General features: G+C 67.9%; 22 protein-coding genes. 9 read left to right on the top strand and 13 right to left on the bottom strand.

Features of this window, described 5'->3' with window-relative positions:
• Positions 1-18: 18 nt before the first annotated feature.
• Together DIE13_RS26465 and DIE13_RS26460 are read right to left on the bottom strand one after the other, a co-directional pair.
• Complete coding sequence (locus DIE13_RS26465; protein WP_124830043.1) at positions 19-1,128, bottom strand: malate/lactate/ureidoglycolate dehydrogenase; 1,110 nt, start codon at positions 1,126-1,128, stop codon at positions 19-21.
• A 50-nt stretch (positions 1,129-1,178) separates the two neighbouring features.
• Positions 1,179-2,633, bottom strand: a complete 1,455-nt coding sequence (locus DIE13_RS26460; RefSeq protein ID WP_124830042.1) for a M20 family metallopeptidase — start codon at positions 2,631-2,633, stop codon at positions 1,179-1,181.
• A gap of 587 nt (positions 2,634-3,220) precedes the next feature.
• Here DIE13_RS26460 and adiC point away from each other — a divergent pair.
• Positions 3,221-4,750 carry an arginine/agmatine antiporter gene (gene adiC, locus DIE13_RS26455; protein WP_124830041.1) on the top strand — a complete coding sequence of 510 codons (1,530 nt, stop codon included), beginning with the start codon at positions 3,221-3,223 and terminating at the stop codon, positions 4,748-4,750.
• Between the two features lie 3 nt (positions 4,751-4,753).
• Complete coding sequence (locus DIE13_RS26450; protein WP_124830040.1) at positions 4,754-7,093, top strand: Orn/Lys/Arg decarboxylase N-terminal domain-containing protein; 2,340 nt, start codon at positions 4,754-4,756, stop codon at positions 7,091-7,093.
• 66 nt (positions 7,094-7,159) lie between these two features.
• Here the strand turns inward: DIE13_RS26450 and DIE13_RS26445 are convergent, their stop codons facing one another.
• From DIE13_RS26445 to ftrA, 3 genes are all read right to left on the bottom strand, one after another.
• A complete protein-coding gene (locus DIE13_RS26445; RefSeq protein ID WP_124830039.1) occupies positions 7,160-7,897 on the bottom strand; it encodes a hypothetical protein in 738 nt (245 codons plus the stop codon).
• A gap of 102 nt (positions 7,898-7,999) precedes the next feature.
• A complete protein-coding gene (locus tag DIE13_RS26440) occupies positions 8,000-10,456 on the bottom strand; it encodes a DKNYY domain-containing protein (protein WP_175787651.1) in 2,457 nt (818 codons plus the stop codon).
• Between the two features lie 84 nt (positions 10,457-10,540).
• Positions 10,541-11,515, bottom strand: coding sequence for a transcriptional regulator FtrA (ftrA, locus tag DIE13_RS26435; protein WP_124830037.1), 975 nt, complete (start codon positions 11,513-11,515; stop codon positions 10,541-10,543).
• Between the two features lie 111 nt (positions 11,516-11,626).
• Here ftrA and DIE13_RS26430 point away from each other — a divergent pair, with 111 nt between their 5' ends.
• A complete protein-coding gene (locus DIE13_RS26430; RefSeq protein ID WP_124830036.1) occupies positions 11,627-12,046 on the top strand; it encodes a rhodanese-like domain-containing protein in 420 nt (139 codons plus the stop codon).
• A 90-nt stretch (positions 12,047-12,136) separates the two neighbouring features.
• Positions 12,137-12,463, top strand: a complete 327-nt coding sequence (locus DIE13_RS26425; RefSeq protein WP_124830035.1) for a superinfection immunity protein — start codon at positions 12,137-12,139, stop codon at positions 12,461-12,463.
• A gap of 15 nt (positions 12,464-12,478) precedes the next feature.
• Here the strand turns inward: DIE13_RS26425 and DIE13_RS26420 are convergent, their stop codons facing one another.
• The 7 genes from DIE13_RS26420 to DIE13_RS26390 all read right to left on the bottom strand — a co-directional run bounded on the left by DIE13_RS26420 (position 12,479) and on the right by DIE13_RS26390 (position 19,029).
• On the bottom strand, positions 12,479-13,660 hold the full coding sequence (locus DIE13_RS26420; RefSeq protein ID WP_124830034.1) for a cytochrome P450: 1,182 nt from the start codon (positions 13,658-13,660) through the stop codon (positions 12,479-12,481).
• Positions 13,661-13,803: 143 nt separating this feature from the next.
• A complete protein-coding gene (locus DIE13_RS26415; protein ID WP_124830083.1) occupies positions 13,804-14,070 on the bottom strand; it encodes a YodC family protein in 267 nt (88 codons plus the stop codon).
• 337 nt (positions 14,071-14,407) lie between these two features.
• Entirely contained in the window at positions 14,408-15,268 is an 861-nt protein-coding gene (locus DIE13_RS26410; protein ID WP_124830033.1) for an oxaloacetate decarboxylase, read from the bottom strand.
• A gap of 141 nt (positions 15,269-15,409) precedes the next feature.
• Complete coding sequence (locus tag DIE13_RS26405; RefSeq protein WP_124830032.1) at positions 15,410-17,077, bottom strand: ankyrin repeat domain-containing protein; 1,668 nt, start codon at positions 17,075-17,077, stop codon at positions 15,410-15,412.
• A 195-nt stretch (positions 17,078-17,272) separates the two neighbouring features.
• A complete protein-coding gene (locus DIE13_RS26400) occupies positions 17,273-17,707 on the bottom strand; it encodes an N-acetyltransferase (RefSeq protein ID WP_124830031.1) in 435 nt (144 codons plus the stop codon).
• A 52-nt stretch (positions 17,708-17,759) separates the two neighbouring features.
• On the bottom strand, positions 17,760-18,620 hold the full coding sequence (locus DIE13_RS26395; RefSeq protein ID WP_124830030.1) for a MurR/RpiR family transcriptional regulator: 861 nt from the start codon (positions 18,618-18,620) through the stop codon (positions 17,760-17,762).
• A gap of 55 nt (positions 18,621-18,675) precedes the next feature.
• Entirely contained in the window at positions 18,676-19,029 is a 354-nt protein-coding gene (locus DIE13_RS26390) for a YgiW/YdeI family stress tolerance OB fold protein (protein WP_124830029.1), read from the bottom strand.
• 226 nt (positions 19,030-19,255) lie between these two features.
• On the opposite strand from DIE13_RS26390, the gene DIE13_RS26385 reads away from it, so the two are divergent.
• The 4 genes from DIE13_RS26385 to DIE13_RS26370 all read left to right on the top strand — a co-directional run bounded on the left by DIE13_RS26385 (position 19,256) and on the right by DIE13_RS26370 (position 22,595).
• Complete coding sequence (locus tag DIE13_RS26385; protein WP_124830028.1) at positions 19,256-19,918, top strand: response regulator; 663 nt, start codon at positions 19,256-19,258, stop codon at positions 19,916-19,918.
• Positions 19,915-21,285: an ATP-binding protein gene (locus DIE13_RS26380; protein ID WP_124830027.1), complete on the top strand. Its 1,371-nt coding sequence runs from the start codon at positions 19,915-19,917 to the stop codon at positions 21,283-21,285. Before DIE13_RS26385 ends, DIE13_RS26380 begins: the two co-directional genes overlap by 4 nt.
• Before the next feature lie 176 nt (positions 21,286-21,461).
• Positions 21,462-21,830, top strand: a complete 369-nt coding sequence (locus tag DIE13_RS26375; RefSeq protein ID WP_124830082.1) for an antibiotic biosynthesis monooxygenase family protein — start codon at positions 21,462-21,464, stop codon at positions 21,828-21,830.
• 564 nt (positions 21,831-22,394) lie between these two features.
• Complete coding sequence (locus tag DIE13_RS26370) at positions 22,395-22,595, top strand: hypothetical protein (RefSeq protein WP_124830026.1); 201 nt, start codon at positions 22,395-22,397, stop codon at positions 22,593-22,595.
• Between the two features lie 484 nt (positions 22,596-23,079).
• On the opposite strand, the gene blaPEN-bcc is transcribed toward DIE13_RS26370, so the two are convergent.
• Positions 23,080-23,976, bottom strand: coding sequence for a PEN family class A beta-lactamase, Bcc-type (gene blaPEN-bcc, locus DIE13_RS26365; RefSeq protein WP_124830025.1), 897 nt, complete (start codon positions 23,974-23,976; stop codon positions 23,080-23,082).
• A 115-nt stretch (positions 23,977-24,091) separates the two neighbouring features.
• Here blaPEN-bcc and penR point away from each other — a divergent pair, with 115 nt between their 5' ends.
• Positions 24,092-24,988 (top strand): beta-lactamase transcriptional regulator PenR, encoded by an 897-nt coding sequence (gene penR / locus DIE13_RS26360; RefSeq protein ID WP_124830024.1) that lies wholly within the window; start codon positions 24,092-24,094, stop codon positions 24,986-24,988.
• Positions 24,989-25,329: the final 341 nt, after the last annotated feature.

The following is a 25,329-nucleotide window of genomic DNA, read 5'->3' as shown; positions in this document are numbered from 1 at the left end:
CTCGCTCGGGCTAGCCGGTCACGCTGCGCCGGTACAGCGCTGCGTCCACGCGTCGAGCCGGGCGTCGTCGAAGCCGACGAGCGCCGCGCTTTCGCGAATCTGCCGCCACGTCGCGCGATCGACCGGAATGCCGTCGGCGCCACGCGCGGCGCGACTCGCCTCCTCCGGCTCGCCGGGCATCTGCACCGGCGCATCGCCCGCCTGCGGCGACGCCTTCGCCCATGCGACGAACGCATCGGCCTCGCGCTGCGCATCGGCCGCATCGAACGCGTTCGGGTCGATCAGCACCGACAGCATCCCGTTCACGATCGCGCTCGTCTTCTGCAGCGTGTCGCCGTACGTCGTATGGCCGCCGACCAGCGCGCCTCCGAAGATCTCGCACATCGCGGCGAGCGCATAGCCCTTGTGCAGCCCGAACGGCAGCAGCGAGCCGAACGGCTGCTCGTGCATGACGGCCGGATCGTCGGTCGGCCGGCCGAGATGATCGATCAGCGACCCGGCCGGCACGCGCTTGCCCTGGTTATGGGCGACGCGCGTCTTGCCGTATGCGATCGCGCTCGTCGCGAAGTCGAGCAGCAGCGGCGGCTGACCCGCGCGCGGATACGCGGCGCAGAACGGATTCGTGCCGAAACGCGGATCGGTGCCGTGCAGCGGCGCGACCAGCAGGTCGCCCGGCACGTTGACGAAGTGAAACGACACGAGCCCCGAGCGCGCGCATTGCTCGGCCCAGTGCCCGATACGGCCGAGGTGATGCACGTCGCGCAGCCCGATCGCGCAGATGCCCATGCGGCGCGCACGCTCGATGCCTTCGACCATCGCCTCGAACGCGATCACCTGGCCGAAGCCGCGTCCGCCGTCGACCGTGAGCACCGCGCCGCCGTCGCGGGCGATCGACGCGTGCCCGTTCAACTGCAACTGCCCTTCCCGCCACGACGCGACGTAGTTCGGGATCATCCCGATCCCGTGCGAATCGTGACCCGCGAGATTCGCGCCGACCAGATGATCGGCGACGAGCCGCGCCTCGCGCTCGCTGCTGCCGGCCTGCTCCCACAGTGCCGCGACGAATGCATGCAGCGGTTCGGCGCGCATGCGCAGCGGTTCGGTATCAGGTGTCGGCAGCGCGGTCATCGGCAAGGCTCCGTCGGGTCAGGTCGAGGCGGGATGGGCAGCAACGGCGCTCAGCGCGCGGACGCGATCACGTCCGCTACCGCCGCGGTGAGCTTCTTCGCGTACGGCACGTGCAGGAACTCGTTCGGGCCGTGCGCATTCGACTTCGGTCCGAGCACGCCGCACACCATGAACTGCGCGGACGGGAAACCGGCCTGCAGCACGTTCATCAGCGGGATCGTGCCGCCGAGGCCCATGTACGCGCAATCTGCACCGAAGTGGCGGCGCGACGCGGCGTCGAGCGACGACGCGAGCCACGGCGCGAGGTCCGGCGCGCTCCAGCCGGTCGCGGCGCCCGCGTCCGGCTTGAACGTGACCTTCGCGTTGTACGGCGGATCGAGTTCGAGCAGTGCCTTCAGCTGCTGCACGGCCTGCGCGGCATCGACGAGCGGCGGCAGGCGCAGCGACAGCTTGAACGCGGTGCGCGGACGCAGCACGTTGCCCGCATCGGCGAGCGCCGGCATGCCGGCCGCGCCCGTCACCGACAGCGACGGACGCCACGTCGAATTCAGCAGCGCCTCGCGCGGATCGGTCGTGGTCGGCAGCACGGGCTTGCCGTCCATCCCGCAGGCCCACGGCAGCCCCTTCCACACGGTGTCGCCGAGAATCGCGGCGGCCGCGTCGGCTTCGCGCACGCGGCTGTCCGGAATCTCGCAATGGAACACGCCCGGCAACAGGTTGCCGTTCTTCGCGTCTTCCAGGCGTTCGAACAACTGGCGCATCACGCGGAAGCTCGACGGCGCGATGCCACCGTAGACGCCCGAATGGATGCCTTCCTCAAGCACCTCGACCTGCAGGTCGCCGGACACGAGCCCGCGCAGCGACGTGGTGAGCCACATCTGGTCGTAATTGCCGGCGCCCGAATCGAGGCACACGACGAGCGACACCTGGCCGAGCCGATCGCGCAGCGCATCGACGTACGGCAGCAGGTCGTAGCTGCCCGATTCCTCGCAGGTCTCGATCAGGCCGACGCAGCGCGGCCGCTCGACGCCCTGCTCGTCGAGCGCGCCGAGCGCCGCGAGGCTTGCGTAGATCGCGTAGCCGTCGTCCGCGCCGCCGCGGCCGTACAGCTTGCCGTTCTCGAACTTCGGCGTCCACGGGCCGAGGTCCGCACGCCAGCCGTCGAATTCGGGCTGTTTGTCGAGGTGGCCGTACAGCAGGATCGTGTCGGTGCTGCCCGGGCGCGTCGCGGGCGTTTCGAAGAAGATCACCGGCGTGCGGCCGGGCAGACGCACGATCTCGAGCTTCAGGCCTTTCACCGGCTGGCGTTCGGCCCACTGCGCGGCATCGGTCACGACCCGTTCGAGATACCCGCGCTTCGCCCAGTCGGGGTCGAATGCGGGACTCTTCGCGGGGATCGCGATGTAGTCGGTCAGTGCATGGAGGATTTCATCGTTCCACTTGCGCTCGACGAAGGTAACGAGCTTGTCATGGTCGAGGACGGGGGTAGTGTCGACGGAGGTCATGGTGGGGTGCCTGGATAGGGCTGACGAAAATCCGGATGATACGCCGATGGTCCCCGCCCGGGGCCGTCGCGAGCGGGAACGCGGACGCAAGCGCGCTCGACGAACCGACCATCGGAGCCTGGATCGGCGGCAAACGGGAAGGCAGCATCGGCATCACCTTTCGGAACGAGAAATCGTCATGTGCGTCATGGGCATCGACGCATTGACAGGTTTAATGCGCCAGATAATACCCACAAATTCTAAAATAAATTGCCCCATTATTTACATCACTGAATGATTTAACCAATTCGTCAAAAATGAATTATTCATCGACGAACGACCGGCGCGATTCTCGATTTTCCTGCACCCGCACCATCCCCCGTCAGCCTTGATGCACGGCGCCGCCATGCCGCACCGCAACACCCGTCGCCGGATTTCAATGACATCCATCAACATTTAACTCATTAAATCCCGGCGTTTTCCATTACACGATCCGATTAACGGGATAACATGGCTTCGCTTAATAAAACGACGATCCATTCCGGAATCGTCGATCGGCGCCGGGCCGCGCCACCTCAACCGCATCACGTCTTTTCCAGGAGCCTCGCATGTCCGATGCCAGCTCGTCCTCCTCCCGTTCCGCCGCCGCGCCAGCCGCGGCTTCCGCGCCGAAGATCGGCGTCATTCCCGCCACGCTGATGGTCGCGGGCAACATGATGGGCTCCGGCGTCTTCATGCTGCCCGCGAACCTCGCCGCCACCGGCGGCATCGCGATCTTCGGCTGGCTGATCACCGTGGTCGGCGCCGTGTCGCTCGCGCTGGTGTTCGCGAAGCTCGCGGCGATCGACCCGGCCGCCGGCGGCCCGTATGCGTATGCACGCAAGTCGTTCGGCCCGTACATCGGCTACCAGACCAACCTGATCTACTGGCTCGCGAACGTGCTCGGCAACGTCGGCCTCGCGGTCGCCGGCCTCGGCTACCTGACGCACTTCTTCCCGGTCCTGCACGACCCGCTCGTGTTCGCGCTCGCGCAGATCTTCGTGATCTGGCTGTTCACCTACGCGAACATCCTCGGGCCGAACGTGGTCGGCCGCGTGCAGTCGGTCACGACGATCTGCGCGCTCGTGCCGATCCTCGGGATGGCCGTGTTCGGCTGGTTCTGGTTCAGCAAGGACGTGTACTTCGCCGGCTGGAACGTGTCGGGCGCGAGCAGCTTCAGCGCGATCGGCGCGACGCTGAACTTCACGCTGTGGGCGTTCATCGGAGTCGAAAGCGCATCGGTGTCGGCCGGCGTCGTCGAGAACCCGTCGCGCAACGTGCCGATCGCGACCGTCGGCGGCGTCGTGCTCGCGGCCGTCTGCTACGTGCTCAGCTCGACCGTGATCATGGGGATGATCCCGAACAAGGCGCTGCTCGCATCGAGTGCGCCGTTCGCGGATGCCGCGCGCCTCGCGCTCGGCAACACCGCCGCCAACGCGGTGGCCATCTGCGCGGCGCTCGGCTGCCTCGGCTCGCTCGCGGGCTGGACGCTGCTGGTCGGCCAGACTGCGAAGGCCGCGGCAGACGACGGCCTGTTCGCCGGCGTGTTCGCGCGCGTCAACTCGAAGAACGTGCCGTCGGCCGGCCTCGCGATCGTCGCGGTGATCATGTCGGTGCAGGTGCTCGCGACGATGTCGCCGAGCGCGAGCGAGCAGTTCGGCAAGATCGCGTCGATCGCCGTGATCATGACGCTGCTGCCGTACATCTACTCGTGCATCGCGATCAAGGTGCTCGGCTACGGCAAGATGCCGTCGCACCAGTTCACCTTCTACACGATCGTCGGCCTGATCGGCGCCGTCTATTCGCTGTGGGCGATGGTCGGCTCCGACGGTCAGCAGACGCGCTGGTCGCTGATCTTCGTGATCGCGACGATCGTGTTCTACGAGCTGTCGATCAACCGCCAGCGCGAAATCGCGGAAACCCACATCCATCCGGGCGGCCGCTCGCCGCGCTGGGTGCGCTACTTCGCGCTCGCCGTCACCATCGTCGCGCTCGTCGCGACCTTCTGGATCTCCGTCGGCCAGCACAAGGCCGACCGCCTTCTCGCACGCTCGCCTGCCGCCGCAGGCATCCCGGCCACTCAACCAACGGGGGAATAACAGATGACCGCTTCCTTGACCCAACCGGCATTCCGCCGCCTCGGCATGAAGGCACTGCTCGTGCAGCACGACATCGACGAGCGCACCGCCACCGGTCGCGCCGCCACCGCGCTCGCCGAGGAATTGCGCGCGCGGCTCGTCGACGTCGTGATCGCGACGTCCGCCGACGACGCGTGCGCCGTCGTCAATGCCGATCCCGCGATCCAGTGCCTGCTGCTGAACTGGGAGCTCGGCAACGATCCCGCGCATGCGCCCGCGCAGGCCGTGCTCGACGCGATGCGCGCGCGCAATGCGACGGTGCCGGTGTTCCTGCTCGCGAGCCGCGCGAGCGCGGCCGCGATTCCGGTCGACGCGATGCGCAAGGCCGACGACTTCATCTGGATGCTGGAAGACACCACCGCGTTCATCGGCGGGCGAATCGTCGCCGCGATCGAACGCTACCGCGAGACCGTGCTGCCGCCGATGTTCCGCGCGCTCGCGCAGTTCTCGCGCGTGTACGAATACTCGTGGCACACGCCGGGCCACACGGGCGGCACCGCGTTCCTGAAATCGCCGGTCGGCCGCGCGTATTTCGAATTCTTCGGCGAAGCGCTGTTCCGCTCGGACCTGTCGATCTCGGTCGGCGAACTCGGCTCGCTGCTCGACCACTCGGGGCCGATCGGCGAAAGCGAGCGCTACGCGGCGCGCGTGTTCGGCGCGCACCGCACGTATCACGTGACGAACGGCTCGTCGATGTCGAACCGCGTGATCCTGATGGCAAGCGTCACGCGCAACCAGGTCGCGCTGTGCGACCGCAACTGCCACAAGTCGGCCGAGCACGCGATGACGATGTCCGGCGCGATTCCGACTTACCTGATCCCGTCGCGCAACCATTACGGGATCATCGGGCCGATCATGCCGGAACGGCTCACGGCCGCCGCCGTGCGCCTCGCGATCGACGCGAACCCACTGGTGCGCGACCGCGACGGCATCGATCCGGCGCCGGTGCATGCGCTGATCACGAACTCGACTTACGACGGCCTCTGCTACAACGTCGCGCGCGTCGAGGAACTGCTCGGCCAGAGCGTCGACCGGCTGCATTTCGACGAAGCCTGGTATGGCTATGCGCGCTTCAACCCGATCTACCGCGACCGTCACGCGATGCACGGCGATCCGTCTCAGCACGACGCGAGCAAGCCGACCGTGTTCGCGACGCAGTCGACGCACAAGCTGCTCGCCGCGCTGTCGCAGGCGTCGTTCATCCATATCCGCGACGGCCGCAACCCGATCGAGCATGCGCGCTTCAACGAGGCGTACATGATGCATGCGTCGACGTCGCCGAACTACGCGATCATCGCCTCGAACGACGTGAGCGCCGCGATGATGGACGGCCCCGGCGGCGAGGCGCTGACGACCGACGCGATCCGCGAGGCGGTATCGTTCCGCCGGATGCTTGCGCGGCTGCATGCGGAATGCGAGGAGAACGACGACTGGTTCTTCAACGGCTGGCAGCCGGACATCGTCGTCGACCGCAAGACGGGCCGGCGCGTGCGCTTCCATGAAGCGGACGAAACGCTGCTCGCCACCGACCCGTCATGCTGGGTGCTGCATCCGGGCGATACGTGGCACGGCTTCGGCAACATCGAGGACGACTACTGCATGCTCGATCCGATCAAGGTGTCGATCGTCACGCCGGGCGTCGCGCCGAACGGCGGGCTGATGCCGGTCGGCATTCCGGCGTCGGTCGTCACCGCATATCTGGACCGGCACGGCATCGTCGTCGAGAAAACGACCGACTTCACGATCCTGTTCCTGTTCTCGCTCGGCGTGACGAAGGGCAAGTGGGGCACGCTCGTCAACACGCTGCTCGACTTCAAGCGCGACTACGACACGAACGCGCCGCTCGAACAGGCGCTGCCGGAACTCGTCGCGCGCTATCCGGAGCGCTACGGCAAGCTCGGGCTGCGCGAGCTGTGCGACCTGATGTTCAGCGCGATGAGCGACCTGAAGACGACCGAGATGATGTCGCGCGGCTTCTCGACGCTGCCGCAGCCGGACTTCAGCCCCGCCGAGGCGTTCGAGCATCTGGTGCACAACGACATCGAGATGCTGGAGCTGTCGGAAATGGCGGGCCGCACCGTCGCGACGGGCGTCGTGCCCTATCCGCCGGGCATTCCGCTGCTGATGCCGGGCGAGAACGCGGGCCCGGCCGACGGCCCGCTGCTCGGCTACCTGAAGGCGCTCGAACAGTACGACCTGCGCTTCCCGGGCTTCACGCACGATACGCACGGCGTCGAAGTCGAAGACGGCGTGTACCGGATCGCCTGCATCCGGCAGGCCGACCACGACACCGCCACGCGGTGAACGGATGTGTTGCGACGCCGCGCCGGCTTGACGCGGCCGGCGTCGTCACGCGTGACAGCCTGCCGCTCAGGCGGGCAACTGACCGACCCACGCGGCAAGCTGCGCTTCGCCTTCCTCGTCGAGCTTGCCCTTCAGTTCTCCGTACCACGACACGATCGCGTCGGCCGGCTGCGTGGCCTTCAGGATCTCGAGACTGTTCTCGAGGAACGAAGAAAAGAACGGAATGCCGCGCATGTAGAGGAAGGTCGAGTCGGTAATGCGCACGTGGCCGTATACATCGCGCACCCACGCAAGATGCGGCAGCGCTTCGCGCACGTGGCCGCTTTGCATCAGCGCCGAAATGAAGTTCACGCGCGCGGCTACGTCCGACTGCTCGTGCGTGTCGTGATTGACCTCGGCCGCCTTCTCCATCCACGCTTCGCCGCGCGCCACTTCGCCGCACATCACGGACGTCGTCGCGAGTTGCACCGCGTTGTGCGCGCTCGGCTCGTGCTGGAACAGCCCGAGCCAGTAAGGAAACGCTTCCTGGTAGCGCTTCATCGCCGAGTACGACAGCGCGCACAGGCGCGCCGCATCGGCCAGCCGTTCCACGTGCGGGGCCGCCGCCGCGATCGCCGCCTCGTGCCGGCCGGCCTGGAATGCCTTCAGCGCGGGCGCGAGTTCCGGCGCGATGTCGGGCGCGCCCTGCTCGTTCGCGTTGCCTGCTTCGCTTGCTTCGCTTGCTTCGTTCGCGTCGTGCCGCGGCGTGGGTGTTGCCGCTTCGTCACGCGGTTTCTTTCCGAACAGCTTTCCCAGCAGGCCCATGGTGATTTTCCTTGTCGTTGTGGTGAATGAATGGTGCATGCGCGCCGTATGCTGCCGGCCGGTCGCGACCGCCGATGCCCGCGATCTTGCGCCGGCATGAAATCATGTGCGAGAAACATCGTCGCCACCGCATCGGAGCGCGTCCGCTGCGGGCACGCGCACATCGGCTTCGATGCGAAACAGCAACCGGTCGTCGAGCACGTCCCAGATATCGACCTCGCCGCGCCCGCCCGTCGGCAGGCCCGCGAACACCGGACGTCCGCCGATCCAGCCGGCCTGGCTCTTGAACCACTTCCGCTCGCACCAGCCGCCGCGATGCAATGCGATCCGCTTGCCGCTGTCGACGTCGAACTCGCGCAGCACGCATTTGGCATCGCGCGCCAGCACGCGCGTGCCGTCGTCCGAGAATGCGCACGGAAAACCGTTGTCCGCGCCGGGCAGCTCGCGATCGGCTTCGCCGTCCGTGCGCACCACAAGCGCCGCGTCCTGCGCGAACGCACGGCGACGGCCACCCGCGCTCACCGCGAACGGCGCATCCTTGTAACGCTGGTCGGCCAGATCGTAATCGAGCACGTCGAGCGCGCCATCCGCAGCGAGCGGCACGCGATAGAGCCGGTTGCGGATGCGCACCCACGCTTCGCGCGCGTCGGGTGCGAGATGGACACGCTCCGGCTCGTCATGGCGGCTTTCTGCCTGCCAGCACACCTGCGCGGCGCCGCTCGCGGCGTCGACCCGGTAGAGCGCCGTGTTGTCCCGGTACGCGACGACCAGCGTCGACAGCGACGCATCGGCCGACGCGCTCACCGGCACGTTGCGCAGCCCGTCCATCGCGCTCGCCTCCGTCCCGTCCGGCACGAAGGGGCGCGGCAGCGCGAACGACGCGACCACCTGTCGCCGAGCGAGATCCCAGATATCGCAGAACCGGTCGCCGGCCACGACGAGGCGCGGCTCTCCCGTGTCGTCGCGCGTCCAATCGAGCACGCATGCCCGACGGGCGGCGGCCGGCTCCTCGTGCGACGATCGCCGCAACCCGTTCGCCGATACCGATTCGGGCGCCGCGCCCGCACTGGCCGGTGCCGCCGCGTCGGGCGCGACATAGTCCGGCGGCACGTAATCGGGCATCGGCGACCGGTGTCGCGCGCGCCACGCGGCCAGCCATGCCTGATAGACGTAGCGGCGACTGCCGTCCGTGCCGACATCGGGTTGTTCCAGACGAAAGCCGGCCGGATCGACGCCCGGCAGCGGCACGAGTTCTGCACCGTTGCAATAGACGTAGGCTCGCGCGCGATCGCGCGCGAAATGCCCGGACAGGAACGTGAGCGTCGCGCCATCGACGCCGCGCCGATACGGCTGGTTGTCGTGCAGCAAGCGCCCCTGCCCGTCGCGCAGGAAGCCGTACCCCACAAGTTCGGCCGTCGGCGCATCGAATTTCGCCTTCACTTCCTTGCCGAAACAGAACAGCCGGCCGCCTTCGCGCAGATGGTGATCGCCGATGACTTCGACCCGCGCGGGATCGATGCCGCGCTTGCGTACCAGCATGCACAGCACGCCGTTGCGATCCTTCGCATACGTGTCGTTCAACACTTCGAAGGTCTTGCCGTCGACCTTCGCGGCGTCCGCATGCCCTCGCCATTGCCGCAGATAGCAATGGTCGCCGGCCTGATACCAAGGCCCCGTCAGGTGCCGCCACTGGCCCGGATCGCCCGGCAGCGGCCCGCCGTCGAGAAAACCCTTGTGGTACGTCGAGTACGAATAGAGCCGCGAGCGGTCGGCGATGAATGAGTCGCCGAGCCACCGGACCGTCGCGGCATCCGGTTCGAGCAGCGGCAGATCGTGCAGGTACACCTGGTTGCCGACCACCCGGTAGCCGCCGCCGAGCGCCCGTGCCGGCGTGTCCGGCGCGGCCTGCCCGCTCAGCGCATGCCACCAGTAGCCCTGCAATTCGGGACGCGCGGCAAAAAACGGCGACCAGTCGCGCTCCCATTGCTCGCGCGGGCCGGGATCGTCCGCGTGACCGTAACGGTAGGGTCGCGCGCGGTCGGTCGCCTGATCCTGCGCCACATCGTCCGCGCTGACGAAGCTCGCCGGGTCGGCGCCTTCCAGCGCGCGCCCGCCGTACCAGACTCGCTGCGCATCGACCAGGTACGCGCCGACCCGGCGCAGCGTCGCGGGATCCGCGCCGCGCATGCGCTTGCCGTAGTGATACAGGTAGCGGTCGTCGTGCCCCCATGACTCGTTCAGCAGCCGAAAGCGCGCGGGCGACGCGCCGGCGAGTGTGCGGTTCTGGAAATAGACATGGTTCGCGTCGACCGCATGCGACTCGTCGAGCAGGCGAAACGTCGCGACGTCGACGTCGAGCACGGTGAAACGCAGCAACGTGAACGTGCACGCATAGGCACGCACGCCGTCCGTCGCCAGATACCGGGACAACGGCCGGAAGCCGTCGATCGCGATGCCTTCGATCACGTTGCCGGCCCGGTCGCGCAGCGGGCCGTCGTGGCAATACACGTGCGCGTCATCGCGCATGAAGCCGAATCCGAGGTTCTCTCTGAGTGTCATGTTGGTTCCGCTTTCGTCCGGAATGCCCCGGTCAGACGGTGCGCCGCCGGGTACGAAAGCCATCGCCGCGCGACAACGCGGCGCTCAAGCGTCCTGCGATCTTACGCCACGATCCATCCCGCGCCGATACGCGGCGGGGCTCGTCGCCGCGACGCGCCGGAAATGCCGCCGCAGCGACTCCTCGGAGCCGAAGCCCGCACGCTCGGCAACCTGCGCGAGCGACAGCGCGGGATGCGTTTCGAGCATGTCCTTCGCGACGTTCACGCGCTCCCGGATCAGCCACGTGAGCGGCGACATCCCCGTCGCATCGGCGAACTGGCGCTGCAGCGTGCGCGTGCTCATCGCAGCCTGTGCGGCCAGCGACGCGAGCGTGTGCGGCTCGGCCGCATGCGCGCGCATCCAGTCGATCAGCTTCGCGATCCGGTCGCTGCCGCCGGGGGCGACCGGGCGCGGCACGAACTGCGCCTGCCCGCCGTCGCGATGCGGCGGCAGCACGAGGCGCTGCGCGACGCGATTCGCGATCGCGCCGCCGTGATCGCGGCGCACGAGATGCAGCAGCATGTCGAGCCCCGCCGCCGAGCCGGCCGACGTGATCACCTGCCCTTCGTCGACGTACAGCGCGTCGGGGTTCACGCGCAGCGCCGGATAGCGCGCCTGCAGACGCTCCGCGTAGCGCCAGTGCGTCGTGACGGTCAGCCCGTCGAGCACGCCGGCCGCCGCGAGCACGAACACGCCCGAGCAGATCGAACAAAGCCGCACGCCGCGACGGTGCGCGGCCCGCAGCTTCCCGAGCAACGGTTCCGGCGGCAACTCGTCCGGATCGCGCCAGCCGGGAATCACGATGGTGTCCGCGCGATCGAGCATCGCGAGACGATACGGCGCGGCGACCGTGATGCCGCCCGCCGCGCGCACCGGCCCCGGCTCGCTCGCGCAGACCGCGAAGCGATACCAGTCGACGCCCAGTTCCGGGCGCTCGAGCGCGAACAGTTCGACCACGCAGCCGAATTCGAACGTGCAGAGGCGATCGTAGGCGAGCGCGACGACGAGATGATTGTGCATGGCGCGATGTTACCGGAACTTGTCGATCGCGCCACTGCTGCGACGGCCGCCGAACCGCGATACTGACCCTCGTTCCGGCGCACTTCGCGCCGTCCTTCAGGAGCGTGTTTCATGTCATACGTCACCGACATCCCAGCCGCCGACAGCGCCGCCGCCCTCGCCCATTTCGACGCGTCGCTGCGCTTCGAGACCGATTGCTGGGATGTGCACGACGCGCTTGCATCGGGCGCGCCCGACTTCGTGCTGCTCGACGTTCGCGGTCCGGACCTGTTTGCGCGCGGCCACGTGCCCGGCGCCCGCAACCTGCCGCACCGCAAGATTGTCGCCGGCAAACTCGCCGATTACCCGGCCGGCACGCTGTTCGTCGTCTATTGCGCGGGCCCGCACTGCAACGGCGCCGCGCGCGCGGCGATCCGGCTCGCGCGCCTGGGCCGTCCGGTGAAGCTGATGATCGGCGGCGTCACGGGCTGGCTGGACGAAGGTTTCGCGCTGAGCAACGATGGGCAGCCGGAAGGCGCCGGTGCGCTCTGATCGTCATTAAAAACGCAACAATCAATTGTCTGCACGCAAACGGAAAAAGCGCGACAATCGGTCACATTGCAGTTCGGTTGGAGCAGCAACATGCATGACGCAGTCTTGATTGATATTGCCGGTTCGGCCGCCGCGGTCGCACTCTATTTCTTTCCGGCCATCGTCGCCGACCGGCGCGGCCGGCGCGACAAGCTGATGATCGCGATGTTCAACGCGCTGTTCGCGTGGACGGGCATCGGCTGGCTGATGACGCTGTACTGGGCGTTTCAGCCGAACCCGCAAGCCGATGTCGCGCAAACCATCCTCGCGAAGCGCCACGGCATCAGCATGCGTACCTTCTCGACCGGTCTCGTCGAACGCGTGCAGCGCCGCGTCGCCGCCCAGGAGCAATGGGCGGAGAAGCAAGGCTGCCGCTGAGCCCCGTTTTCCCGCTTACCGGGGCGTGCCGAAATTCGGCATCCTGACGTTGGTCGACGCCCGGTAGCTCCACACCAGCCTGTCGCGCGGCGCCCCGCCGCACGCACCCAGCCACGCGTCGAACGCGCCCGCCGTCACGGCCCGCGCGATCCGCTCGCCCGGGCAACCGTGCGGCCCCGTGCCGAACCCGAAATTCGGCCCCGGCGCGCGGCCGGGCAGCAGTCGATGCGGGTCGCGATGCACGGCCGGATCGCGATTCGCCGCCGCGAGCACGACGAGAATCGCCGCGCCCGCATCGACGCTCACGCCTTCGATCGTCGTGCGCGACGCAACGAAGCGGCGCGTGTTCTGCACCGGCGAATCGAATCGCCCGACTTCGGCGACGAATTCGTCCAGCGCGGCGGCGTTTGGCATCGGGCGTTCGCGCTCCGTCCGGTGAGCCGCCGTCGCATCCCACGCCACCAGCACGTTGCCGAGCCATGCGGCCGTCGCCTCGCAGGTCTGCGACAGCAATCCGACGAGATTCGCGACCCGTGCGCCGCTCGCCTGCCAGCCCGCGTCGCGCGCCGCCTGCTGAACCGCCGCGACGAGCGAGCCGTCCTGCGCCCGCGCGTGTGCAACGCGCTCGGTCATCCGGTCCAGCAATTCCCTCGCGGCCTCGCTCGCGCGGGCCAGGGCCGCATCGTCCGACAGCGGCGACAACGCGGCGACGAAATCGACGACCCGCGCGGCGATCTCGTCGAGCTGCGTATCGTCGAAACCGAGCAGGTCCGCGACCGCGCAAACGGGCACCGTCAGGCACCACGCGTTCAGCGCGTCGGCATCGTGAAGCGCGCGCAGCCGGCTGCCGGCAAGCTGCGCGGCCCGCTCGCGCAGCGCGTATGCATCGATCGGCGCGAACGCGGTGCGCAACGCCTGCTTCGGCACGTCGTGCCGCAGCGCGCCGTCGTTCATGCGCACCAGTTCACCGAACAGCGCGCCGGCCGTCGTGCCGCGCAATGCCGACGGCACGGGCGCGTCGAGCGGCCTGACGCGGCACGCGGGATGGCCGAGCACGGCCGTCACGCTCGCCGCACGGCTCGCGACCCAAAGGCCGAGCGTGGCATCGAACGCGAGCGGCGGCCCGTCGACGAGCGTCGCGTAGTACGGATAGGGATCGCGGTGCGTCACCGCGGCAATCGGATCGGTCGGGTTCATACGTGCAGTATCGGCGCACTGCGCGGCCGCACGTTTCGGACTGGCGTGAAATGTCGAAGTGCGGGCAGCGCGGGCCGCGGCTGTGCAGCACGACCCGGGCGGCAGGCGCCACGCGGCGCGGCGCCATGACGAAACGACCGGCGTCAGGCCGCCGACCGGTGGCGGTACGCCTGCATGCGCATACGGACGCGCCCGGCCGAAATCGCGCGCGGCTCGGCCACCACCGTCTCGTGGTGGAACATTTCCTGCCGGAAGTGGCCGCTGTCGTCGAACCACTGGCAAATCAGCCAGTCGGCATCGTCGAACACGACCGGCCCGGCATAGGTGACGGTCATGCGCGGGCCGCCGGTTTTCAGCGTCACGACATCACCGACGCGAAAGCCACTGCCGGGATTCTCTCGGATCGTCATCGCTTTCTCGACTTTCCATATATTCATTTTCCGGCGGCCTGCCTGCCGGCACATTTGACTGTGCCGCAGACTACCAATCCGAAAAATAAACGGTAACTCCATAAAATCGAAAGGAACCAGTCTGGAAACCGCAACAATAGGTGCGATCAATACACTTGGCGGATTGCCGATCGCGAGAACCGGCGGGGCTTACGCGCCGGCTCCGATCGAACGGCTGGAATGCGGAGAATAAACGAAGTAAATTACGCCGTCATCGAACTTTAAATCGACGGCGATTTCGCTTGATTACTGTCAATTCCTTTTCAACGTGAAAACGTTCCCGGGTTTTATCGAATGATCATTGCGCAAGCGGAACGCCGGAATTGTCCGGCGCGGCAAACCAGCGATCGAGGTCGCGCCCCGGCACCGCCGCCTGCGCGAACGTGAACGTGCCGTCGCGCGCCATTTCCGTCGCACCGCGCAGGAACGCGCCAAGCGCGGCGCGGGCGAGCGCGCCGCCGACGCTGATGCGCTTCACGCCGAGCGCCGCGAGCGCATCGCGGCTCAGCAACCCGCCTTGCAGCCCCATCACGACGTTGACCGGTGCGCTCACCGCACGCGTGACCGCCGCGATGTCGTCGGGATCGGTCAGGCCCGGTGCGTACAGCACGTCGGCACCCGCATCGCGATACGCGACCAGCCGCGCGATCGTATCGGCCAGATCGCGACGGCCATGCAGGTAGTTTTCGCAACGCGCGGTCAGCGTGAACGGGAACGGCAACGCGCGCACTGCCGCAACGGCCGCGCCGATCCGCTCGACCGCCGCATCGTGCGGATAGATCGGCGCGTCGGTGCGACCGGTCGCGTCCTCGATCGAGCCGCCCACCGCGCCGGCTTGCGCGGCGAGCCGGATCGTGTCGGCCACCGTCTCGGGCGCGTCGCCGAAACCGTTCTCGAGATCGGCGCTCACCGGCAGGCCGCCCGCCGCCGCGATCTCGGCAATGTGCGCGAGCATCGCGTCACGGCCGATCGCGTTGTCGGGCAGCCCTTTCGAATACGCGAAGCCGGCGCTCGTCGTGGCGAGCGCGTCGAAGCCGGCCATCGCGAGCAGCCGGGCGGTGCCGGCGTCCCACGGGTTCGGGATGATGAATGCGCCGGGGCGGGCATGCAGTGCGCGGAAGGCTTCGGCGTGGCGGGCTTGAAGGTCGGAACGGGTCATCACGGACTCCCGAATGAGGTTGACGAGCCAGCTTACGCGCATCGCGCACGCGACGTTTCAGCATCAGCCGAAGTGTCGCCGCGCACATGCGATGCAGCGCAGGCGCGACCCGCGCCTGCTCGCTACCTCGAGCGAGACCGTTCAGTTCGATACGGGTTGTCGCCCGTCGAGACCAAGCAGCACGTCCGCCACCGCGTCGGAAAAGCGCATCGTCCGACCGTCGATCAGCACCGCTTCCGGATTCGACGGATCGCGCACCGCGTGCGGCACGCCGTGCGCGAGCAGCACGCGCGCGCAGGCTTCCCAGTCGGCGTCGCCGACGCCAGCCGGTTCGTTGACCGACGCCCAGGACAGCGTACCGAGTGCGTCGCTCCCGAAGCCGTGCGCGTCGCGCCAGCTCGCGCCGTGTTCGAGCAGGAATGTCAGCAGCGCAGCGTCGCCGCGGAACACCGCATGATTGAGCGCGCTCGCGTCCCAGTCGCCGCCGCGCGCGGCGATCGGCCAGCCCAGTTCGACCATCACCTTCACCGCATCGACCGAACCCCACGCAGCCGCATCCGGCAGCAAGCGCAGCCGGTTTTCCGGCAATGCCCGCGGAAGCGCCGGATGCCGGGCCTGGAGGCGCCGTGCATCGGCGGCATCGCCGCGCGCGCACGCCGCGACGAACGCGTCTTCCGCGTCCAGCGGCTCCTCGGCACCGACCGCGCGCAACGCCGCCGCGACGTCGGACAGCCCCGTCTGCATCGCGAGCCGATACGCGCTGACGCCCGCGGCGGTTCGCGCGCGCGGATCGGCGCCGGCCGCCAGCAACGCGGCGACGTGACGTGCCGAGCAACGCACGGCGATCGCGCGCAACAACGGCGCGCCCCACATCTGCGCCGGCCCCGCCCCGGCCGGTTCGTTCGGATCGCCGCCATGCGCGAGCAGCAGTTCGAGCGCGTCGGCATCGGGCATGTCCAGCGCGCGCCGCAGCGCGTTCGTCCCGGTCACCCGCGCACCATGCTCGAGCAGCACGCGCGTGCACGCCGGATTCTCCAGCGAGTGATACAGCGATTCGCCGTCGTTCGGATCGGCGCCGGCTTCCAGGAGCATCGCCGTCAGCACCGGATCGCGAATGACACCGGCGGCGCCGTAAAGCGCCGACAGCGGGCCCGAGTCGTCAGGCGCGGCAAGCGACGCCGGCGGAAAGCGGTTGCCGATCCGCTGGTTCGGGTCGGCGCCGGCGTCGAGCAGATGGCGCGCGCATGCGCGCAACTTCGCGGCGAACGCCGGAATCCGGCCGAGTCGCGAATGCGTCACGGCGACGAGCGGCGGCAGATTCAGCACGCCGTCCGCGCGCGCGACCCATCCGGGGTCGGTGGCCGTGGCCCGCATCAGCGCGTCGAGATCACCGGCCGCACAGGCGACGGTCAGATCGTCGCCGACGAAGTCCGGCTGCTCGCGCAGCAATTGCGCGGCGACGCGCGGCCGTCCTGCATCGACGCCGCCGGTCACGTCGCCGCCATAGGCGACGTCGAGCCAGCGGCGAATCAGCAGCGACCGCTCGTGCCGCGCGAGCGCCTGCGTTTCGACGAACACGCCGAGATCGGCCCACGACGCGAAGCCATATTCGCGCGCGATGCAGGACTGCGCATCGTGCAGCCGCAGGTCGAGCGCGGCGACATCGTCGAGCGTGCGGTTCGCGGCGGCGGGCAGCGAGCGGGCGAAACGCGCGAGCGCGTCCGGGTCGCGCTGCCGGTAAAGGCGCAACAATGCCTTGGCCTGCTTTTTCAGATGATCGGGATGGGCCTTGAGAGGCAGCTTGTTCATGCGCATCCTCGTGCAGAAATGGCTGAAGGTCCGCAATACCGCCAGCACAAAGGACAGGGGGAAAGACTGGAGTTGCTGCCACAGGTGGGTTCAACCCTTTCCGCGGACCCGGAAGCGACCTGCATCGCATGATCGCCATGCTAGGCGAGCGCCGACCGGCTCGTCAACCGTCGCGCCGCGCGCTGGCGGCGACGCTCAGCGCACTCCGCGCACGAGCTGCTTCGTCAGGAAAATGCGCGTATGCCCGGCCGGATAATCCGGCAATTCGCCGAAGCGGACATAACCGCGTTTCTCGTAGAACGGCCGCGCCTGGAAATCGAACGTATCGAGCCACGCGCCATGGCAGCCGCGCGCGACGGCCTCCGCTTCGGCGAGATCCATGATGCGCGTGCCGGCGCCCTGCCCGCGCGCCGCCTCGGGCACCACCAGCAGATCGACGTGCAGCCAGCCGAATGCCGTGCCGCCCCACAGGCCGCCCACTATCGTGCCGTCGGCATCGGTCGCGAGCACGGCCAGCGGCCGGAATTCGTTCGGGCCGACCCGGCTTTCGTTGAACCGGACGAGCGGCGCCACGATCTGCTTGCGCACGTCCGCATCGCCCGCGTCGGTCACCGCGTATCTGAGGGTCATCGGTTGCATCGGAAGGAATCGCGAAAACAGGAGATCGAAGCAGCCGGTACGGTCATACGACGTACGCACCCTTCGCATGCAGCTCGGCTTCGGTGCGTTCGAGCGCGGCGATCGCGTCGCTGCCTTCGAGCGCCAGCAACTGCGCGACCAGCGTCTCGGCCATCGCGTGCGCGGCGACCAGCGACGGAAAGAACGACGGGCTGTCGTGCGTGAAGATCAGTTGCGCGTCCGCATGCAGTGCGATCGGCGACACCGCGCTGTCGGTGATCGCGACGATCTTGCTGCCCTGAGCCTTCGCGGCCTGCGCGACGCGCGTCGCTTCCGCCGAATACGGCGCGAAGCTGACGACCACGGTCACGCTGTGCTTCGCGATCGTGCGCAGCTCCATCTCGAGCGAGCCGGCGACGCCGTTGAGCAGCGACACGGTCGGCCGGAACAGCCGGTAGCCGTACACGAATCCGAACGCGACCGGATAGCACGACCGGAATCCCGCGACGTGGACGTGCGATGCCTTGCGGATCAACTTCGCGGCGTCCGCGAGCGCTTGCTCGTTCTGCGCGGCGGTGGCCGCGAGATTGTGCTGCTGTGCGGCGAGCAGGTCGTGCGCGAGCGACGCCTTCGCGTCGGGGCGTACCAGCGAACGCGCACGCTGCGTGAGCGGCTCGGGACGCGTACGCACGCGCGCGACGCACAGGTCGCGCAGCTCGTTCCAGCCGGGGAAGCCGAATTGCTGCGCAAGCCGCACGAGCGACGCAGGCTGTACCTGCGCGCGCTGCGCGACCTTGCGCATCGACGAAGTGGCGACTTCGTCGGGATGATCGAGCAGAAATGCAGCGCCCGCCTGGAATTGCGGGCTCAGTTCGGAAAATTGCGCCCGGATCCGGGACGCGAGTTCGTCGAAATTGGCGGCCATCTTGGTGAGAACGGGAACCGGTCGCTCATGGTATCACCGGCCCCGCGCGCACCGGTCAGCGCAGCACTTCGACGTGGTCGGCGTCGACCTTCACGCGGCCCGACCACTTGCGCTCGAATTCGCCGGTCACCTTCACTTCGTTCCTGTCGTTCACGGGCTGGCCGGCAGCCCACAGCTTGTCGTCGATCTCGACGCGGATCGTGCCGGTCGCATCGGCGAACTCGTAATCCTCGCCGCCGACGTGCTTGACGATGCGCCCCTGCAACTGCACGTGCTGGTCGTCCTTGCCGTTCGCGAGCAGTTCCTTCACGGTGATGGTGGTCAGCGCGGACGGCCCCGTGTATTGCGCGTAGACGGCGGCGGGCAGCGCGGCGAGCGCGACGGTCAGGATTCGGGCCAGGTGTTTCATGATTGGATTCCCCTTGTTCGACATGGCGCCGCGTCTCGATGAACGCGACGACCCAAGATTACGGACCGTAAGATTAAGCAAACCTGAAGGCGGCGGCGAAGTGACACGGTGCCGCATTGGACGAGTACGAAATGCGGGCCGGCCGCAGGCCTTTAAGCTGGGGCTAAGACACCAGCCTTTATCATGGGAACCCCGGGCGTTCACGCCCACGAAGAGACACGAATCCATGCGCGTACTGCTCGTCGAGGATGATCCGCTGATCGGCAGCGGGCTCGAACAGGGCCTCCGGCAAGAGGGCTTCGCGGTCGACTGGGTGAAGGACGGCGACGCCGCGTCGCTCGCGCTGCGCTCGACCGGCTATGGCCTGCTGCTGCTCGACCTCGGGCTGCCGAACCGCGACGGCCTGTCGGTGCTCGCGTCGCTGCGCCGCCGCGACGAAACGCTGCCCGCCATCATCATCACCGCGCGCGACGGCATCCCGGACCGCATCGCCGGCCTCGACAGCGGCGCCGACGACTACCTCGTCAAGCCGTTCGTGCTCGAGGAACTGCTCGCCCGCATTCGCGCGGTCAACCGTCGCCACGCGGGGCGCGCGCAGACGACGCTCGCGATCGGCCCGCTGCGGCTCGATCCGGTCAAGCACCTGGTGTGGCTCGACGACGACGCAGTCACGCTGTCGCCGAAGGAATTCGTATTGCTGCACGAACTGATGCGCGACCCGGGCGCGGTGATTTCGCGCGAGCAGTTCGAGGAGCGGCTCTATAGCTGGGGCGAAGAAATCGAGAGCAACGCGGTGCAGGTGCACATCCACAACCTGCGCAAGAAACTCGGCCACGACATGATCCGCACGGTGCGCGGCGTCGGCTACCGGATCGGTGACGGCACATGACGCGGCTGCAGCAGGCGATCGCGCGCTGGCGCACCGCGTCGCTGCGGCGGCGCCTGCTGATGTGGCTGCTGCCCGCGGCCTGCGTGATCGGGCTGGTTGCGAGCGCGGGTACCTACTGGGGCGCGCTGCGCGAGCTCGACGACCTGCTCGACGACCAGATGCGCAGCATGTCGAAGCAGATCGTCGTCGGCCCGAACGGCGAGCTGTCGTTCCGCAATCACGGCGACGGCAAGCACGATTTCGAGGCGAACGACCCCGACGCGGTGCTGCTGCAGGTGTGGCGCAACGGCACGCTCGTCTATTCGACCGATCGCGACTCGCCACTGCCGCCGCCCGCGCAGACGGGCATCGCGAGCGTCGACGTCGGCGGCCAGCCGTGGCGCACCTACGTCACCGAACGCGGTGGCACCACGATCCGGCTCGCGCAGGCGCGCCACGCACGCTGGGAAGCGATCGCGGGCATCGCCGTGCATCTGCTGTGGCCGGTATTCTCGATGCTGCCGGTGCTCGCGATCGGGCTGTGGTTCGGCATCGGCGCGGGGCTGCGGCCGCTGCGCACGATCGCGGCCGGGCTGAAGCGCAGGAATGCGAACAATCTCGAACCGGTGGACGTCGCGTCGATGCCGAACGAGGTCCGCCCGCTCGCGGAAGCGATCAACGACCTGCTCGCGCGGCTCGACCGCTCGTTCACGCTGCAGCGGCATTTCATCGCCGATGCCGCGCACGAGCTGCGCACGCCGATCATGGGGCTGTCGATCCAGTCGCAACTGTTGCGGCGCGCGGCGAGCCCCGAAGAACGCGAGCAGATCCTCGCGCAGATCCACGCGGGCACGACGCGCCTCGGCCATCTCGCAGAACAGTTGCTGACGCTCGCGCGCCTCGAACCCGATGCGCAGGCCTCCGCGTCCGCGCCCGTCGATCTCGCCGCGCTGTGCCGCTCGGTGGTCTCCGACCGCGCGCGCGTCGCCGACGCGCACCGCATCGATCTCGGCGCGATCGTATCGTCGCCCGTGATGGCCGCGGGCAATGCGGACACGCTGCGCGTGCTGCTGAACAACCTCGTCGACAATGCGATCCGCTACGCCGGCGACGGTGCGCGCGTCGACGTGTCCGCACGCATCGACGGCGCGACGCCGGTGCTCGAAGTCGCCGACGACGGCCCCGGCATCCCCGAGGCCGAACGGGCCGATGTGTGGGAGCGCTTCTATCGCGGCGAAGGCGCGCAGGCGGCCACGTCGTCGGGCAGCGGGCTCGGGCTGTCGATCGTCAAGCGGATCGCCGAACAGCATCGCGCGACGGTCGCGCTCGGCACGACGCAAGGCGGGCGCGGCTTGACCGTGACGGTGCGGTTCCCCGTGCCGGCCTGACGCGTACCGGCCCGACGCGCATCGCCGCACGGCTTGTCCACAGATTGTGTTGGCAAGCTTGTGGACAACCCGCCGCCAACGACGACAAGCCATTGATCGGAAAGGATTTGGCGGTCGTGCGCAATGAATGCGCCGGACAGGCAAGCGTGATCGCCCCCATCCCCACCCGCGCTTCCATGTCCCGCTTCAAACAGAGGGGCCCGAAATTTCCGGTCCGGCAACAGATCGGCATCGACACGCAACCCGTCGCGCTCGTCAACGTCTTCACGCTCGATCCGGCGAACGATGCGGATTTCCTCGCCGTGCGGAAGGGCAACGCCGGGTTCATGAAACGGCAGCCGGGATTCATTTCGACCCGGCCGCATCGCGCGCCCGGCGACAGTCCGGCCGACTTCAATTGCGCGCCCCGGGAATCGACGGATGCGTTTCGCGCCGCGTTCACGCATCCCGAGTTCGTCGCGAAACGCCCGGCCCGTCCGTCGTCGGCCGTCGCGAGCCCGCACTTGTTCCAGAAGGTCGCGGTAGCCGGCATCTGTACTGCGTGAGCGCACGCGCAAGCCGGCACGCCCCGCGCTTTGCATCCAGTGCCATGCCGGCCGATCGCGCACCCGGACTTCTCCACAGAAAATGTTGGCAAGCTTGTGGATATCCTGCGCACCGCAGCGCTAAGCCCTTGATCCGATGGACTTTGGCACGCGTGATGCAGACGCGGCGCGCGCCGGGCCGTCATACGCGCCGCGTCGCCGCACTTCGCGTCACGATGCCACGCCGGCGATACACGATTCGACCGCCGCAACACTTACCCACAGATTATGTTGGCAAGCTTGTGGATATCGTGCGCATGCATGCGCTAACCCGTTGATCGGACAACGATTCATGCGCCGCGTCACCGTTTCGGCAGCGCGCGGCCGCCGCACGCGCAGAAACGGACGATCCGGCGCGGCAGCGACGCACTGCCCGCACGCCGTCCGCGCCTTGACGCCCCTGCATCCCGCGCGTCAAGATCACCCGAGCGGCACATGGCCCTGCGTCGCCAGCTTCGCGCGTCTGCGCAACGGGCCGGCCGTTCCGCCGGCACTGCACAACGACACATCATTCCGAGGAAGACCATGGAACACTTCACCGCGTGGCAGTTGCTCGTTTCTCTCGTGCTCGTCGCCGTCGTCATCTATCCGTACGTGCGCATCGTTCGGCGCACCGGACATTCGGGCTGGTGGGTTCTGACGATGTTCGTCCCGATCCTGAACTTCGTCATGCTGTGGGTGTTCGCGTTCGCGCGCTGGCCCAACGTCGACGATCGGCAGAGCTGAACGTCTTGCGGGCAACGGCGCCGGCTTGTCCACAGATTGTGTTGGTAAGCATGTGGATAGCCTGCGCATACAGCACCCAAGCGCCTGATCCGAAAGACTTTGTTCGCGCCGCTTCGAATGCGGCACGCGGCGGGCAAGGCCGTGCGCGCGCATCGTCATGCGGCATCACGGTCGCATGCCGTGCGGCCCGCCCAGCTTGTCCACAGATTGTGTTGGCAAGCGTGTGGATAGTCTGCGCATACAGCACCCAAGCGCTTGATCCGAAAGACTTTGTTCACGCTGCTGCGAACCAGGCACGCAGGCTCGTCCGACGCCTGCCGCGCGTGCTCGCGGGCTTGTCCACAATTTTTGTTGGCAAGGATGTGGATATCCTGAGCACGTGTGACCTAAGTCGTTGATCGCACAACGTTTCGACGGGCAGGTCACGTTAGCGGCACGGCATGCATCGACCGCTCGATCACGCACGCCGCGCCACGCCACCCGCTCAGCCGAACGTCGCGACCGCGATGCGCGCGGCCGCGGCGATCACGGCGTCCTTCGCCTTCGCATCGGCACGCGTCTGCGTGTAGTACACCACCAGTACGACCGGCGCACCCGACGGCGGCCACATCACGCCCGCGTCGTTGGTCGTCCCGTAGTCGCCGGTGCCGGTCTTGTCGGCCACCTGCCAGCCGGCCGGCACGCCGGCGCGAATCCGCTTGTCGCCGACCTTGTTGCCGCGCAGCCATGCGACGAGTTGTGCACGCTGCGCGGCAGGCAGCGCGTCGCCGAGCGCGAGCACGCGCAGGCTCGCGGCCATCGCGGCCGGCGTCGTCGTGTCGCGCTGGTCGCCCGGCAACGCGGTATTCAGTTCGGTTTCCCAGCGATCGAGCCGGAACGTGTCGTCGCCGATCGAGCGCGCATATGCCGTCACCGCCGACGGTCCGCCGATCATCTTCATCAGCAGGTTCGCGGCCGAGTTGTCGCTGTATTGAATCGCCGCCTCGCACAGCGCCGCGACGGTCATGCCGGTGCCGACGTGCTTGCTCGACATCGGCGAATAGTTGACGAGGTCGCCCTGCCCGACCATCACGCGCTGCTGCAGCAGCCCCGGACGCTCGACGCTCTGGGCAAGCACCGCCGCACTCAGCATCGCCTTGAACGTGCTGCAGAACGGGAAGCGCTCGCCGGCGCGATGCTGCGCGCGCCGGCCGCTCGCGGTATCGATCGCGCACACGCCGAGACGGCCGCCCGCTGCGTGTTCGAGCGCGGCGAACGACGTCGCGGACGACATGTCCTGCGCGGCGGCGGGCGGCGACGACGCGCACGCGGCGACGGTCAGGACGAGCGGCGCCGCCGCCGCGGCCAGCAACAGGGTTCGACGTTGCGAGGAGTAGGTCATGTCAGTCTCTCGTGGTGGAATGGATGCAAAACGGCCGGCCGGCGAGACAGCACTATCGTGACTTTACGGTTGCCTGACAAGCAACGATAATTGAGCGCTGACAAAAGAATTTCTTATGACCAAGCTCCGACCTCATCTTCCGCTGAATGCATTGCGCGCGTTCGAATCGTCGGCGCGCCACCTGAACTTCACGCGCGCCGGCCTCGAGCTGAGCGTGACCCAGGCCGCGGTCAGCCAGCAAGTGCGCTCGCTCGAGGAGCGGCTGGGCTGCACGCTGTTCACGCGCCTGCCGCGCGGCCTCGGGCTGACCGACGAAGGACGCGCGCTGCTGCCGGTGCTCAGCGACGCGTTCAGCCGGATCGAGACCGTGCTCAAGCAGTTCGAGGGCGGACGCTTCCACGAGGTGCTGACGCTCGGCGCGGTCGGCACCTTTGCCATAGGCTGGCTAATGCCACGACTGAAACGGTTCGGCGATACGCACCCGTTCGTCGAACTGCGGCTGCGGACCAACAACAACGTCGTCGACCTCGCGGCCGAAGGGCTCGATTTCGCGATCCGCTTCGGCGAGGGCAACTGGCCCGCGACGCGCAACGAGCGCCTGCTCGACGCGCCGCTCACCGCGCTGTGTGCGCCCGAAATCGCGCGGCGTCTCGCGCAGCCGGCCGATCTCGCGAACGAAACGCTGCTGCGCTCGTACCGCACCGACGAATGGCTCGGCTGGTTCGACGCCGCGCAGCTCGAACCGTGGCCGGTCAACGGGCCCGTGTTCGATTCGTCCCGGCTGATGGTCGAGGCCGCGATGCAGGGTGCAGGCATCGCGCTCGCGCCGGCCTGCATGTTCGCGCGCGAACTGCAGCTCGGCCTGCTCGCACGTCCGCTCGACATCGACGTGCGCGCGGGCGGCTACTGGCTCACGTCGTTGAAGTCGAAGCCGCTCACGCCCGCGATGACGCTATTTCGCGACTGGATCACGGCGGAATCGGCCGAGGCCAGCGCGACGCCGGCCGAATGACCGGAGCCGCTTGTCCACAGAAAATGTTGGCAAGGATGTGGATATCCTGGGTACCCGGGGCCTAACTCGTTGATCACGCACGCATTAACGTGCCGACGCACGCATCGGGCAGCCCCGCCGCACGGGCGTCCGGGCGACTTCCTCCGCACGCGCGATCATCAACCATCGAGAAGCAATCACGTCAGACTTATCCACAGATTTTGTTGGCAAGCCTGTGGATATTCCGCTCGATCGATGCGTAACATATTGAAACAAAAGAGGATTCGGTAGATCGCAGTCGAAAGGTCAATGATGCGACACCGATTGACGCCCTCACGGCACGCATTGCACGGCCGATTCTG

This window comes from Burkholderia sp. Bp9016 (assembly GCF_003857765.1).
In the GTDB taxonomy this organism is placed as follows: domain Bacteria; phylum Pseudomonadota; class Gammaproteobacteria; order Burkholderiales; family Burkholderiaceae; genus Burkholderia.
The sequence above is the reverse complement of the archived record's forward strand: the minus strand, read 5'-3'. Positions and strand labels throughout refer to the sequence as shown.

Bases quoted from the DNA above. Each gene is read 5' to 3' on its own strand.
- DIE13_RS26415 (WP_124830083.1), bottom strand. From the start codon at position 14,070: ATGACGATCCGAGAGAATCCCGGCAGTGGCTTTCGCGTCGGTGATGTC.
- adiC (WP_124830041.1), top strand. From the start codon at position 3,221: ATGTCCGATGCCAGCTCGTCCTCCTCCCGTTCCGCCGCCGCGCCAGCC.
- penR (WP_124830024.1), top strand. From the start codon at position 24,092: ATGACCAAGCTCCGACCTCATCTTCCGCTGAATGCATTGCGCGCGTTC.
- DIE13_RS26375 (WP_124830082.1), top strand. From the start codon at position 21,462: ATGTCCCGCTTCAAACAGAGGGGCCCGAAATTTCCGGTCCGGCAACAG.
- DIE13_RS26440 (WP_175787651.1), bottom strand. From the start codon at position 10,456: ATGACACTCAGAGAGAACCTCGGATTCGGCTTCATGCGCGATGACGCG.
- DIE13_RS26410 (WP_124830033.1), bottom strand. From the start codon at position 15,268: ATGACCCGTTCCGACCTTCAAGCCCGCCACGCCGAAGCCTTCCGCGCA.
- DIE13_RS26425 (WP_124830035.1), top strand. From the start codon at position 12,137: ATGCATGACGCAGTCTTGATTGATATTGCCGGTTCGGCCGCCGCGGTC.
- DIE13_RS26430 (WP_124830036.1), top strand. From the start codon at position 11,627: ATGTCATACGTCACCGACATCCCAGCCGCCGACAGCGCCGCCGCCCTC.
- blaPEN-bcc (WP_124830025.1), bottom strand. From the start codon at position 23,976: ATGACCTACTCCTCGCAACGTCGAACCCTGTTGCTGGCCGCGGCGGCG.
- DIE13_RS26380 (WP_124830027.1), top strand. From the start codon at position 19,915: ATGACGCGGCTGCAGCAGGCGATCGCGCGCTGGCGCACCGCGTCGCTG.
- DIE13_RS26400 (WP_124830031.1), bottom strand. From the start codon at position 17,707: ATGACCCTCAGATACGCGGTGACCGACGCGGGCGATGCGGACGTGCGC.
- DIE13_RS26395 (WP_124830030.1), bottom strand. From the start codon at position 18,620: ATGGCCGCCAATTTCGACGAACTCGCGTCCCGGATCCGGGCGCAATTT.
- DIE13_RS26450 (WP_124830040.1), top strand. From the start codon at position 4,754: ATGACCGCTTCCTTGACCCAACCGGCATTCCGCCGCCTCGGCATGAAG.
- DIE13_RS26445 (WP_124830039.1), bottom strand. From the start codon at position 7,897: ATGGGCCTGCTGGGAAAGCTGTTCGGAAAGAAACCGCGTGACGAAGCG.
- DIE13_RS26460 (WP_124830042.1), bottom strand. From the start codon at position 2,633: ATGACCTCCGTCGACACTACCCCCGTCCTCGACCATGACAAGCTCGTT.
- DIE13_RS26370 (WP_124830026.1), top strand. From the start codon at position 22,395: ATGGAACACTTCACCGCGTGGCAGTTGCTCGTTTCTCTCGTGCTCGTC.
- DIE13_RS26465 (WP_124830043.1), bottom strand. From the start codon at position 1,128: ATGACCGCGCTGCCGACACCTGATACCGAACCGCTGCGCATGCGCGCC.
- DIE13_RS26390 (WP_124830029.1), bottom strand. From the start codon at position 19,029: ATGAAACACCTGGCCCGAATCCTGACCGTCGCGCTCGCCGCGCTGCCC.
- ftrA (WP_124830037.1), bottom strand. From the start codon at position 11,515: ATGCACAATCATCTCGTCGTCGCGCTCGCCTACGATCGCCTCTGCACG.
- DIE13_RS26385 (WP_124830028.1), top strand. From the start codon at position 19,256: ATGCGCGTACTGCTCGTCGAGGATGATCCGCTGATCGGCAGCGGGCTC.
- DIE13_RS26405 (WP_124830032.1), bottom strand. From the start codon at position 17,077: ATGAACAAGCTGCCTCTCAAGGCCCATCCCGATCATCTGAAAAAGCAG.
- DIE13_RS26420 (WP_124830034.1), bottom strand. From the start codon at position 13,660: ATGAACCCGACCGATCCGATTGCCGCGGTGACGCACCGCGATCCCTAT.